This window comes from Colwellia sp. MT41 (genome assembly GCF_001444365.1).
In the GTDB taxonomy this organism is placed as follows: Bacteria; Pseudomonadota; Gammaproteobacteria; order Enterobacterales; family Alteromonadaceae; genus Colwellia; species Colwellia marinimaniae.
In genome coordinates this window covers 3,814,359-3,827,262 of sequence record NZ_CP013145.1, presented here as the reverse complement: position 1 = coordinate 3,827,262, position 12,904 = coordinate 3,814,359, and the positions used below count along the sequence as shown (strand labels likewise).

Annotated in this window: 9 protein-coding genes; 5 read left to right on the top strand and 4 right to left on the bottom strand. The window is 39.9% G+C overall.

What is annotated here, in order from left to right; genetic code table 11:
• Positions 1–151: 151 nt before the first annotated feature.
• Both CMT41_RS16195 and CMT41_RS16190 read right to left on the bottom strand, forming a co-directional pair.
• Complete coding sequence (locus CMT41_RS16195; RefSeq protein ID WP_058027837.1) at positions 152–862, bottom strand: potassium channel family protein; 711 nt, start codon at positions 860–862, stop codon at positions 152–154.
• A gap of 44 nt (positions 863–906) precedes the next feature.
• Positions 907–3,471 carry a DUF748 domain-containing protein gene (locus tag CMT41_RS16190; protein ID WP_058027836.1) on the bottom strand — a complete coding sequence of 855 codons (2,565 nt, stop codon included), beginning with the start codon at positions 3,469–3,471 and terminating at the stop codon, positions 907–909.
• Positions 3,472–3,646: 175 nt separating this feature from the next.
• On the opposite strand from CMT41_RS16190, the gene CMT41_RS16185 reads away from it, so the two are divergent.
• Positions 3,647–4,483 (top strand): mechanosensitive ion channel family protein, encoded by an 837-nt coding sequence (locus tag CMT41_RS16185; RefSeq protein ID WP_058027835.1) that lies wholly within the window; start codon positions 3,647–3,649, stop codon positions 4,481–4,483.
• A gap of 232 nt (positions 4,484–4,715) precedes the next feature.
• On the top strand, positions 4,716–7,400 hold the full coding sequence (locus CMT41_RS16180) for a family 20 glycosylhydrolase (protein ID WP_058027834.1): 2,685 nt from the start codon (positions 4,716–4,718) through the stop codon (positions 7,398–7,400).
• A 2-nt stretch (positions 7,401–7,402) separates the two neighbouring features.
• On the opposite strand, the gene CMT41_RS16175 is transcribed toward CMT41_RS16180, so the two are convergent.
• Complete coding sequence (locus CMT41_RS16175) at positions 7,403–7,885, bottom strand: TlpA disulfide reductase family protein (RefSeq protein ID WP_057182757.1); 483 nt, start codon at positions 7,883–7,885, stop codon at positions 7,403–7,405.
• A gap of 397 nt (positions 7,886–8,282) precedes the next feature.
• Between CMT41_RS16175 and CMT41_RS16170 the strand changes: the two genes are divergently transcribed.
• From CMT41_RS16170 to envZ, 3 genes are all read left to right on the top strand, one after another.
• Positions 8,283–8,804, top strand: a complete 522-nt coding sequence (locus CMT41_RS16170; RefSeq protein WP_058027833.1) for a hypothetical protein — start codon at positions 8,283–8,285, stop codon at positions 8,802–8,804.
• A 144-nt stretch (positions 8,805–8,948) separates the two neighbouring features.
• Positions 8,949–9,671 carry an osmolarity response regulator transcription factor OmpR gene (gene ompR / locus CMT41_RS16165; protein ID WP_057182753.1) on the top strand — a complete coding sequence of 241 codons (723 nt, stop codon included), beginning with the start codon at positions 8,949–8,951 and terminating at the stop codon, positions 9,669–9,671.
• Positions 9,672–9,680: 9 nt separating this feature from the next.
• Positions 9,681–10,970, top strand: a complete 1,290-nt coding sequence (gene envZ / locus CMT41_RS16160) for a two-component system sensor histidine kinase EnvZ (RefSeq protein ID WP_058027832.1) — start codon at positions 9,681–9,683, stop codon at positions 10,968–10,970.
• 94 nt (positions 10,971–11,064) lie between these two features.
• Here envZ and pckA read toward each other — a convergent pair whose 3' ends face one another.
• Positions 11,065–12,702, bottom strand: a complete 1,638-nt coding sequence (gene pckA, locus CMT41_RS16155) for a phosphoenolpyruvate carboxykinase (ATP) (RefSeq protein WP_057182750.1) — start codon at positions 12,700–12,702, stop codon at positions 11,065–11,067.
• Positions 12,703–12,904: the final 202 nt, after the last annotated feature.

The following is a 12,904-nucleotide window of genomic DNA, read 5'->3' as shown; positions in this document are numbered from 1 at the left end:
AAAACTACTGCGTCAAAAAATAAACCGATAACAGCAGAATAATAACATAGCACCAATGGTACTTAGCAAGATGGCAAGGTCAATAACCCAGCGATTAAATGCCTGAGCAGTAGTTAATATTTGCCTGTCCCTGCCTTTAATTAATTATTATTTAGCGGGTGTTTTTTTGTCGTGTATTGCTGAGATTCGCCTGCTTAGCTGAGTTATCGTTCTTACCAAAGTTACTCATATGTGAGCCGACTAGACTTGCCACTAAAATAGCCAAATAAAATTGGCCAACGATGGCTTCGAAATAGACTAAAAATCGAGAAATAGGTAACAGAGGCGCAATATCGCCAAAACCTAAGGTGGTAATGGTGACAAACGAGAAGTAGATAAAATCAGGAAACAAGGTAAACCAGGCACTATCACTGCTGATATTAGTAAAAGAGCCGGGAAAGCTTAGTTGTACTAGGGTGTATAGTACCGCCCAAATTAGGCCCATTAATAAATATAAACAAATGGCACCTAAAATCTTATTACCATCAATATCACCAGTAAATAACACTTGTTTTGCTGTGCGCAAGGCGCTCGAAACAAAGAAACTCAGTAGTAACAGTAAATACAATTGATCAAAGCCAGCATCATCGAGCCAGGCGCCAAAAAACGAGAATACCAAAATAGCCAAGGGGAAAATAAAGGTTTTACGTAAGACAAAATCTTTAGAGTCTACGCCCCAGACAGCCACTAACAGAGTCACTATGATGGTCGATTGCACCAAACGCGGCACTGCATCGTCAAAAAACTGTTGAGCTAATGACGTGCCCAGTAATAATAATATTAAAGCAAACGTGAGATAAATAAAATTATCTTGGCGAGTCATTTTTTTCAAAAGTGTCTCTCAATTATCCGTTAAGAATTAGTAGGTTATACCGAGATGGTAATACGTGGCATTGCCCCCTTATCGCTATCTATTTGTGGTTTACACAATAATATGCGTGATGATTCGATGTTACCGTGGTCAATTAAGTAGTCTTTTAAGGCATGTTCGCGCTGTTCACCTAGGTTGATTAAACGTTTGATCGCGGCTTTGTCGCTAACGCTAACCCCGGCCTTAAGACCAATATCCGCAGGTGTACTTATGGCGCAAATCGTTACTCGGGTATCTGTTTTATCTTGCATCAAAGCGATAAAGTCTTTTAAGTAGGCGGCTTGCTGTTTACCTGGTGCCACTTGTTTTACTTGATAGTCTAAGTCATCAAAGCGTAGTTTTAAGGCAAATTCACCGGCCGTTATTGCGATAGAGACTATATTGGCATAAGGAACAAAAGTGGTCAGCAGGTAATCTTGGGTCGCAGAAATAATGGCTTTTTTGGTGATTAAGGTAACAATACTGCTTAAGCCAAATTTAGGGTCTGCAGTAGAGCCACTTATCGGTACATCAAGCTCAACATTACCATCACTATCTTTTAACATACCCATGGCCATATTTAAGGGCAATGCGCCTTGGTCAATTAAGCTGCCAGCTTCTTCACTGTCCACAAAACCTGTTTCTAAGCCCTCTAATAAAACCACTACGTTACCAGCAAGTTCATCACCTATTAATGTTATGTCTAAGGCGGTATTAAGTCGTCCAGTTTTAACTTCAAGACCAGTAGACTCTTTCAGATAAGAAGAGATTGCCGGTAATGAAAACTCTTTAAAATCGCCTTTTATATAGTAGCTAGGCACAGTGGCAAAAGGTTGCAAGTAGCCTGATAAGTTAAAATTGGCATATTTATTACTTCGGCCAACCAGGGTATAGGGGGTTGGTTTTGCTTGTTTTTCTTTAGCGTTGCTCAAGGCGCCAATATCAAAGGTGTCGATAAATAAAGTACGTTGATAGATGGGCTCAACACTGAAATCGGTAAAGTTCAAAGCACTCTCATTGATAAAATGCAACTCTTTGAAGCTAAAAGTAAAGCCATCATGCGCTATTTTTTCTGTTTTAGGGGCAGTGTGTTCTGCTAACACTATGACGTTTTCTGTAGTCGCTGGCTCAGCAGTTTTTTGTTCGGCTGATTTATTAGCCAAAGCAATTAAATTGGCAATTTCTTTGTTTTCTTTCACAATAATATCGCCAGTTAAGGTGTCAAAGATAATGCTGTTGATGGTTATACTTTTTTCATGGATATGCAGGTTATTTAGCGTTAATTGTTTTAACTGCATTACCGGCGGCAATTTAACAATTTCTTCCGCCGCAATATCAAGTCCATCTTCGGCGGAACGCTGGTTAATTTTAGCCATGGCTTGTCGAGCGACGGCGTCGGTTAAGTTGGCTTTTTTAGAGAATAAAAATTCATCCAGTATTATATCGGTAATATCAATACTGGGTTCATCATCTAAGACAAAATTGATATCAGCTAGGCTAAGCTGTTTAAACGCGATAATGGTCGCTTTACTCTCATTTTGGCTCAGGACTGCCTCGGTTAATATTAGGCTGCTTGTTCCAGCTAAGTGAGTAATTAAGTTGTCTTGTAAATCAACAGCAAACTCGTTGAAATGTAATGCTAAGTTATTGAGGGTTAAGTGCTGTTGCTCAAGGCCTACTATTAGGTTTTGTACATTTAAATTGGCCTTTTTCACGCGAATACTTGTGCCTTGTTCGGCCAGAGTAATAGTGTGCTGACTATTAAAAGATAACGAGCCTTTAAGTTCGGTCAGTTGCTCAACATAACGCGCTAATTTTTCAATCGGGTAGTTTGTTAAACTAAGCTGACTATGTATATCACCTTTACCTGATGTTAACTGGGCATTGGCTGAAAGAGCTAAAGAGCTTTTATCAATTAATGCCGTTAACGCTAAGTTACCTTCTTGCTGCGTTTGTGTTGCTTTGACTAGGCTTAATGATAGTTCTTCAATTTCTATATGGTGGTTTGTGCTTTTTTGTTCTTGGTTGCTTATTTCTATTTCAATCTGAAACTGGCTCAATAGAAAATGAGGCAGTACTAGTTGATAAGAAAAATTTGTCGCTGTCTCAGCTGTTGCTTCTGTAATTGCTTGGTCGTTCGTTGGTTCGCTACTCTGCTCAGTATTAAGTCCAGCTGCTGTTGAATGGGGGATTTCTATGCCGGCAATAACTAGATGGCCATCATGCTGAGTAATTTTTAATGAGCCTTTAGTAAGTGAAAACTCACTCAACACTATTTTATCAAAGGCTAACTGCCATAGCTCAATTTGAAGTTTGAGTTTTGCTAGTGAAAAAACCGTCTCTGGCTGAGTATCTTTACTACTGATTAAATTGATGTCGCTTAGTGTTAGGCGCATTAAGAATGGATTAAAACGTATGCTAGCATCATCAGATAAGTGTAATTGCTGCTCTGCTAAAATGGGGGAGATTAAATATTTAGCTAAAGGTGAAGAAATTAGCCAAATAAGCAAAAACAAACCTAGATATAAAGCTAACAATATTTTGAAAAATTTGTGAGTAAAAAAAGATAGCAAGCTTGCCATAATTGAGGACGTTCCTTGTTGATAATCAATATTTAAGGTGTGTTTAACTCTGCCCTTGCCGGCTGAAAATAAAGCGAAATATAATTTACACCATTTTGTAGAAAGCTTACTATTGTGAATTAAAGGTTAATATTGTAATTAACTGTTAATTCACAAGGTTTAGGATATCATTTTCATGGAAATCAATATAGAAAAAATCGAACATTACATGCAAATGCTCGGAGATATGGGCTTACAGTTTGGTGTCCAGTTTTTATTAGCGATTGTTGTTTACCTAGTAGGTAACTTCATTATCAAAAGGTTACTTAATCTCGTTGAATTAGGTTTATCGAAGAACGAAGTTGAAATCACCTTACATCGCTTTTTATTAAGTATTTTAAATACCTTATTAAAAGCCATTCAAATTATCATTTTTGCTTCCATGATTGGTATTCAAACCGCTTCGCTTATTGCCGTGTTAGGTGCCGCAGGTTTAGCTATCGGTTTAGCGCTACAAGGTAGCTTGGCTAACTTTGCTGGTGGCGTGTTAATTTTATTATTTCGTCCATTTAAAAATGGTGATACCATTAAAGCGCAAGGTTATGTTGGTACGGTAGAAGAAATTCAAATTTTCAATACTATATTAAAAACCTTTGATAATCAGCGTATTATCATACCTAATGGTTTGCTATCTAATGGCTGTGTCACCAATGTTAATATTAATGGTACGCGCCGTGTTGATATGGTTTTTGGCATTGGTTATAACGATGATATTGGCAAAGCGAAAGCGTTATTACGTTCCTTGTTAGAAGCAGATGAACGTGTATTAAAAGATCCAGCCATTGATATTTGGGTGGGTGAACACGGTGAAAGCTCAGTAAATTTATTTGTTCGCCCATGGACAAAAGTAGAAGATTACTGGGGTGTTTACTATGATATGATGGAAAAAGTGAAGCTTGAGTTTGATAAAGCGGGTATCAGCATTCCATTTCCACAACGTGATGTGCATATCCATCAAACGCCGAGTACTTAATAGCTAATTCCGCAATCATGCTAATGTGCGCTAAAAAGCCTATCTCAGTTTATTGAGATAGGCTTTTTTATTGGCTAAGCATTTAAAGAGCAATTGGCTATTATCCTGTTGGCTTAGCCTCCGCTATTATGGCTGTAATTACCGTCTTATGGGTGATTACAGCATCGGAATTTGTCGCTTGCATCAGGCTGGTTTATATTGATGCCATGCCTTATTTATGAGAAAAGTCTATATGATTCACTATGCTCTAAAAATTTCACTGCTTTTTGTTAGCTTAATATTAGCTGGCTGTGGTGGTGAAACTGACCAGCCAGCAAAACAAACTGTTAGTTCAGTCTCGCGATTAAGCGATCAACAGCAACTTGAGCAACTCGCTAATAAGCTAGTGGTTAAGTATCAATTTCTCAGTAATGTCGAAACGGATTGCCCAGAGCTTAACGGCGAAGAAGTTAAGCACTGTTATAGCGCTGAAATTCATTTTAACCTAGTGCACACCGAGCAAGTTTATTTTAGTAATGCGCAAGCTTGGCAAGTTAACTTTTCCCAGGTATATCCAGCATACGCTAGCAGCAGTGCAGACTTTAATTTGCAGCATATCAATGGTGACATCCATCAAATCACCCCTAAAAAGAGCTTTACTGGCTTTAAAGCTGGCCTCAGTCGCAAGGTAAAGTTATGGGTTAAAAGTACCCTGATTACCGAGTCAGAGTTAATGCCTAACTATTGGTTGGCTATGGCGGGTTTAACACCCGCAATTATCGCTAGCACGACAACAAAAATCGATGCAGAAACAGGCTTAGAAATTCAACCTTGGGTGGTAGCCTTTACGGATACAGTTAAACAAATAAAATCAGCACCCGATGACAGCAACCAATACGCATCGACAGCATGGCTTTATAATAATGAGCCACAGTTACCTATTGACGACAGTCACTTAGACTTTGCCATAATCCCAACACCGCAATTTGTCGAGATTACCGACAAAATAGCGCGCTTAAATCTTAGCTCAGGTTTGCAGGTTAAACTGAGTGGCGGCATTAAATACTCAGCATTAGTTGCCGCCTTTGAGCGCTTAGCACTATTGGGTATAGCCGAAAGTAAAACGGGTGTTGCTGTCCTTATTGAATTAAATGACCAGAAAAATTCTACTTGGCGTGCTGGCCATTATCAATTAATCATCAATGACAGCGCTATCATCATTAAGGCGCAAGATAGCTCTGGGGCATTTTATGGTTTACAAAGTTTAGCCAGCTTAGTCACTCTTGGGTCGACTCAAGTGCCGTTAATGAAGATAGAGGATCAGCCTCATTATAGTTATCGTGGTCAACATGTTGATGTGGCGAGAAATTTCCATAGTAAAGAATTTATCTTTGCTCTTATAAAGCAAATGGCGGCATATAAGCTGAATAAACTCCATCTACATTTGGCTGAAGATGAAGGCTGGCGCTTAGAGCTACCCAGTTTACCTGAACTAACGCAAGTTGGTGCTAAGCGCTGCTTAGACTTAGCAGACCAGCAATGTCTGCAGCCACAATTAGGCGGTGGTGCCAGCGACAGCGATGGTTATTATAGTGTTGCCGATTACCAAGAAATATTACGTATGGCGAGCAAGCATCATATCCAAGTTATTCCTTCATTAGATATGCCTGGGCACTCAAGAGCAGCTATCAAAGCAATGGAAGCACGTTATCATTATTATATGAGTCAAGACAATGAAGTTGCCGCTAAACGTTATCTGCTAACAGACTTTGATGATAAAACTCAATATAGCTCAATTCAAAACTATAACGATAACACCTTAAATATTTGCATGGAGTCGACGTACACTTTTGTTGAGAGGGTGTTAGAAGACTTAAAAGCTTTGCATCAACAAGCGGAACACCCACTAGCGCTTTATCATATTGGCGCCGATGAAACCGCTGGCGCTTGGCTGGAATCACCAGTTTGTCAGGCTTTAATCGCCGATAAAAGTAATGACTTTGCTGATGGCAAAAATTTAGGTGCGTATTTCATCGAGCGTGTGTCACATATGGTGGCTAGTAAAGGTATTGCTGTGGGTGGTTGGAATGATGGCTTAAAAGAAACCGATGTCACTAAGATGCCCGCTGATGTTTATTCTTATATTTGGGATGCACTACCTTGGGGCGCACATAAACAAGTCAGTGAGCAAGCCCATCGTAATTGGCATATTGTGTTAGCAACACCGGATGTACTTTATTTTGACTTTCCTTATCAAATCGACCCAAAAGAGCGCGGTTATAACTGGGCATCAAGGCGCGTTACCACTCGCACATTGTTTAATTTTATGCCAGATAATTTACCCATTCATGCTGAATTTCGCTTGGATACCTTAGCTAAAAATTATATTGCTAACGATAAACCGCAAGTGGATAACTTGGGCGAAATAAGTCATCGACCGCTACCAGAAAACTTTACCATCAGTGGTATTCAAGGACAATTGTGGAGCGAAATTGTTCGTAGCGATCAACAGGCTGAATACATGATCTACCCTAGGTTATTGGCGCTGGCGGAGCGTGCTTGGCATCAAGCCAGTTGGCAAGTGCCTTATCATGCTGAAGGTAGGCAATACAGTAAAGACAGCAATATTTTTACTGAGCAACTTCGCCATAGTCGCGATAAGCAATGGTTAGCTTTCTCGCTAACCATTGGTGGCAAAGAATTAGCTAAATTAGATCTTGCTGGCGTGTTTTATCGTCTGCCGACTGTGGGTGCAAAAATTACTGCTGGGGTGTTATCGGCCAATATCGCGCTTAAAGGTTTAGCTATTGAATATCGTGAGCAGAACAAGTTGTGGCAAACTTATAAACAGCCAGTAAAAGTAACGGGCCCAGTACAGGTCCGCGCCCGTACCTTAGATAAAAAGCGTGTGGGCCGTACTATGACAGTAACCAAGTAACCTTATTGTGTTAAAGCCTTTTCAATTTCTTGCTGATATTTTTGCTGTTTTTTACCATTAAAACCGCTGTGTGCGCTAATGAGTTTGCCTTGGCGGTCAAATAAGTAACTGCTGGGCATGCCTTTTAGTTGGAATTTTTTAGCTAAGATACCCTTAGCATCAAAAATGACGGCAAAATTTGCTGGCGTTTGTTGTAAAAATTGCTCAGCTAGTGCTGCTTGTGCATCAAGGTTAATACTTAGCACGACAAAACCTTGCTCTTGATACTTGCTTTGCATGGCATTCATCCAGGGAAATGACTTACGGCAAGGCACACACCAAGAAGCCCAAAAATCCAAATAGACTATCTTGCCTTGGTATTTTGCCATGGCCTGCTCAAATTCTTCCATTGGTTCATTGGCATTAGCATTGCTAGGCAGAGCACTAAGTATTAGTAAAAAGCTTATTAATACTGTTTTTGCACAGGTTTTCAGGGAATAGGGCATACTCTTTCCTATATGATTTATACATAAGTTCTATAGCCAAGCTATTTAAAACTGCGTCTTTCAGAGGCCCACTAGGGCGATTATAGCAGTACTTTATACTAGCTTATTGAGTTCGACAAGGACGTAAATTTTACTAGCTTAGTAAAGCATGCCGATGATATAACAAGTGCCTTAACAGATAATGCAGACGCAATTCCCCCCCCCTCAGTTTTTACTCTTGAGCATAGACATTAAAAAACCCATGCTGTGCAAGTAATGCCGGTCTGTAGGCGTTGCTAATGCCAGCTCAACCCTGCACCTGAAAGTGGTTTCGGTATATACTGAGTTTAAACGGTAATAGACAGTCCCCCTTATTGTTATTAAATCTTATGGAATAAAATTTATAGAGTCTAATTATATGAAAATAGAGTTGAAATTATTAATAATTTTTTGTACTTGTTACGCCTTGCCCAGCCACGCTTGGTGGCTTGTTTCGACCAACACTACTGCGGCACTCACCTCCGCTAATGCTGATGTGAGTGATAAAGCACATAATGAATGGCTAACAAAGCGCTTTAGTAAACAACATCAACAATTGATGCCCATTGTTGCCGTTGCTGATATGTTCTTTAGTTGTAACCAAGTGCGAGCAAGTGACAAGGTCGATTATAAGCTTAATTATTTAATCACCGAGATGGATAAAAACATTTTGGCAGAAAAACTAGCTGCTTGCTTAGCTGAGGACTCGATGAAATCGGATGTGGCCTTAAATTTTGGTCTGTTTGGTTGTTTTCATCAGCAATTGGCCCATTTGTCAAAAGTAGAGCGCGAGCAAAAAATGCTTTTAGTAAAAAAATCTGTGTCTGCGCTTTCCCGTGAGGAACGTCAAAAAAGCTTTACTCAATGCGTTACCCAGCAAAGTATTCACTATCTGAAATAGCCCCCGGCCTGAAGAATTACATAAATTGTAACAAATACTTAAGGAGTTTTACTTTTGCGAATTTCTTATTGCAAGTAATATCACTTATAGTAGCGTTAACTCTATAAATATAATGAACCACAAGCCGTGTAAGGTGAAAAAAATATGCCTCAAGAGACACCTAAAATTTTAGTAGTTGATGATGATATGCGTTTACGCTCATTGTTAGAGCGTTATTTAGTTGAGCAAGGGTTTACTGTACGTAGTGCCGCCAACTCTGAACAAATGGATCGATTACTCGAACGTGAGAATTTCCATTTATTAGTGCTCGATTTGATGTTACCAGGTGAAGATGGTCTATCCATTTGTCGCCGTTTACGTCAAAACTCAAATAATATTCCCATTGTTATGTTAACCGCAAAAGGAGACGAGGTAGATAGAATTATTGGCTTAGAGCTAGGTGCGGATGATTACATGCCCAAACCCTTTAACCCAAGAGAGTTACTGGCTCGAATAAAAGCAGTATTACGTCGTCGCAAGCAAGAAGCACCTGGTGCTCCTTCATTAGAAGAAAATATTGTTACTTTTGGTGGCTATGAGTTAAATTTGGCGACCCGAGAAATGAAAAAAGATAATGTTAGTATGCCATTAACCAGTGGTGAATTTGCGGTATTAAAAGCACTGGTCACCCATCCTAGAGAGCCATTGTCACGTGATAAACTAATGAATCTTGCCCGTGGTAGAGACTACTCGGCGCTAGAGCGCAGCATTGATGTACAAGTATCAAGATTGCGCCGTATGCTTGAAGTTGACCCAGCTAAACCTAGATATCTGCAAACAGTTTGGGGTTTAGGTTATGTTTTTGTCCCTGACGGTAGCTCTACTTAGTTTATTCGTATGAAAATATTGCCTCGTAGTGCATTTGGGCAAACGGTTTTATTGATAGGTTTTTTACTTTTTATCAATCAAATCGTTTCTTACATTTCCTTTGCTATTTATGTTTTTGACCCCCATCAGCAGCAAATCAATCAATTGTTGGCTAAACAGGTGCGGGTGGTTTTCATTGATATTGATGATGCCAAGTTAAGCCCTAAAATGGCCCAAGCATTTCACAACGAAACAGGCATTGGTGTTTATCGAGAAGAAGATGCCATCAAGCATGGTCTTGCCAGTGCTGCCTATTTTCCTTATCGATCTGAGCAAATGTCGTTATTGCTTGGCGGTGAGGCAGAAGTGCGCATTTCTGATGGTAATGAATATTTATTTTGGATTCGGGCCCCACAAGCCCCTCATCTTTGGGTGAAAATTCCCCTCAGCGGTATGGAAAAAGGTAACTTTAATCCGTTAATCTTCTTTATGGTGGTTATTGGTTTACTCAGTGTTATGGGCGGCTGGGTTTTTGTTAGACAGCTTAACCGACCGTTGAAATCGTTAGAAATAGCCGCAGAAGATGTTGGCCGAGGAGATTTTCCTGAGCCGTTGGTGGAGCGAGGTACTTCTGAGATTATGGCGGTAACACAAGCCTTTAATCATATGTCTAAGGGCATTAAGCAGCTCGAAGATGATCGGAATTTATTAATGGCCGGTATTTCCCATGATTTGCGTACGCCATTAACACGTATTCGACTGGCGAGTGAAATGATGCAAGATCAAGACGGTTTTCTTAAAGAAGGCATAGAAATCGATATCGAGGATATGAATAATATTATCGATCAGTTTATTGATTACCTGCGTCACGACTCTAAAGATAAGGCCGAGCTTGGCGATTTAAATGTCTTGGTTGATGAAGTGCTCAACGTTGAAAGGCCAAGTGATAGGGTGATAACCTTTCACCCCGGTGAATGTCCTAAAATTCCTTTACGGCATGTGGCTGTTAGACGCGCCCTTGCCAATTTAGTACAAAATGCCCTACGTTATACCTCAGGTGAAATTGATGTATTTACTGGCGTAGAGAATGACTATGCCTTCTTTATTGTCAGTGATAACGGTGCCGGTATTCCTGATGCCGATATTGAGCGCTTATTTCAACCTTTTACCCAGGGTGATACCGCTCGTGGTACTGAAGGCAGCGGTTTAGGCTTAGCTATTATTAAACGTATTGTTGATACCCATGGTGGCAAAGTTGAACTCTCCAACAAATCATCCGGTGGCTTACAAGCAAAAGTGTCTTTGCCGCTGAAATTCTAATGACGGGTGAGAGCGACACTGGCTCAATTGAGCAAAAAAAAAGCCACCAGTAAGTGAATACTGGTGGCTTTTTTATTGGTTATATTTTAGCTGTTTAGCTAACGGCTTTTAACTCTTCATTTTGCAGTTGCGGACCAGCAGCAACTAATGCTTTACCGTTGTCAGTATCAGTGAACTTCTCAAAGTTATTGACAAAACGTTGTGCTAAGGCCGCTGCTTTATCATGCCAAATACTTGCATCTTCATAAGTATTACGAGGATCAAGAATGTCACCTTCAACACCGGCCAGTTTTATCGGGATTTCAAGATTAAACATTGGAATAATCGTTGTTTCAGCATTATCGATAGAACCATCTAAGATGGCATCAATGATGGCACGAGTCGCTTTGATAGAAATACGTTTGCCAGTACCATTCCAGCCGGTATTCACTAGGTAAGCTTCAGCGCCTGCAGCTGACATACGCTTGTGTAATACTTCAGCATACTGAGTTGGGTGTAGGCTTAAGAAAGCAGCACCAAAACAGCTGGAGAAAGTAGGTGTTGGCTCGGTGATACCACGTTCAGTACCCGCTAATTTCGCGGTAAAACCTGAAAGGAAGTAGTATTCAGTTTGCTCTGGCGTTAATTTAGCCACTGGTGGTAAAACACCAAAAGCATCAGCGGTTAAGAAAATAACTTTCTTAGCATGGCCGGCACGAGAAACGGGTTTGACGATATTGTCGATGTGGTGAATTGGGTAAGAAACACGAGTATTCTCAGTTTTTGAGTTATCGTCAAAATCAATTTTACCATTGGCATCAACCGTAACGTTTTCTAATAAGGCATCACGACGGATGGCATTATAGATGTCTGGTTCATTTTCTTTACTAAGGTTGATGGTTTTTGCATAACATCCGCCTTCAAAGTTAAATATACCGTTATCATCCCAACCATGTTCATCATCACCGATAAGTTGACGTTTAGGATCCGTTGATAAAGTAGTTTTACCCGTACCTGATAAACCGAAGAAAATAGCGGTGTCGCCATCTTTACCAACGTTGGCACTACAGTGCATAGATGCAACGCCTTGCAGCGGCAGGTAGTAGTTCATCATTGAGAACATACCTTTTTTCATTTCGCCGCCGTACCAGGTACCACCGATCAATTGAACTTTTTCAGTTAAGTTAAAAGCAACAAAGTTTTCAGAGTTCAAACCTTGTTCTTGCCATTTATCGTTAACGGTTTTAGCACCGTTCATGACGACAAAGTCAGGTTCATAATTTTCTAATTCAGCGTCAGTAGGACGAATGAACATGTTCTTAACAAAATGTGCTTGCCATGCTACTTGTGTAATGAAACGTACTTTTAACCGTGTTGCTTCATCAGCACCACAATAGGTATCAACCACAAATAAACGTTCGCCGCTTAATTGTGTGGTCACTAAATTTTTTAAGTGAGCCCAAGTTTCGGGAGTCATAGGTTTGTTATCATTTTTACCTTGATCAGACCACCATATTGTATCGCGTGTTACGTCATCACGAACAATATATTTATCTTTAGGAGAACGACCGGTAAATATACCCGTGTCTACATTAACTGCACCAAGTTCAGTCACTACGCCTTTATCAAAGCCTTCAAGGCCAGCTTTAGTTTCTTCACTAAAAAGTAACTCATACGATGGGTTATAGACAACTTCATTAACATCGTTGATGCCGTATTGTGACAAGTCAATTGAGTTTTTCGGGGCGGTCATAGCAAATTCACTCCTAAGTATGACAAATTTATATTTAAGTAAGTAGGTGATGAAGTGTACCGTGAAAGTTTTCACGCTGGCTTCATTCCGGCTATTTTAGGATAATAGCGATCAAAACGAAAGTAAAAAATAGTTTAATGTGAACGTTTTCACTATAAATGATATGAATGGTTAGTTTGAAGGGTGTTATTATTTAACCGAA

Bases quoted from the DNA above. Each gene is read 5' to 3' on its own strand.
- envZ (WP_058027832.1), top strand. From the start codon at position 9,681: ATGAAAATATTGCCTCGTAGTGCATTTGGGCAAACGGTTTTATTGATA.
- CMT41_RS16195 (WP_058027837.1), bottom strand. From the start codon at position 862: ATGACTCGCCAAGATAATTTTATTTATCTCACGTTTGCTTTAATATTA.
- CMT41_RS16175 (WP_057182757.1), bottom strand. From the start codon at position 7,885: ATGCCCTATTCCCTGAAAACCTGTGCAAAAACAGTATTAATAAGCTTT.
- CMT41_RS16180 (WP_058027834.1), top strand. From the start codon at position 4,716: ATGATTCACTATGCTCTAAAAATTTCACTGCTTTTTGTTAGCTTAATA.
- CMT41_RS16170 (WP_058027833.1), top strand. From the start codon at position 8,283: ATGAAAATAGAGTTGAAATTATTAATAATTTTTTGTACTTGTTACGCC.
- CMT41_RS16185 (WP_058027835.1), top strand. From the start codon at position 3,647: ATGGAAATCAATATAGAAAAAATCGAACATTACATGCAAATGCTCGGA.
- CMT41_RS16190 (WP_058027836.1), bottom strand. From the start codon at position 3,471: ATGGCAAGCTTGCTATCTTTTTTTACTCACAAATTTTTCAAAATATTG.
- ompR (WP_057182753.1), top strand. From the start codon at position 8,949: ATGCCTCAAGAGACACCTAAAATTTTAGTAGTTGATGATGATATGCGT.
- pckA (WP_057182750.1), bottom strand. From the start codon at position 12,702: ATGACCGCCCCGAAAAACTCAATTGACTTGTCACAATACGGCATCAAC.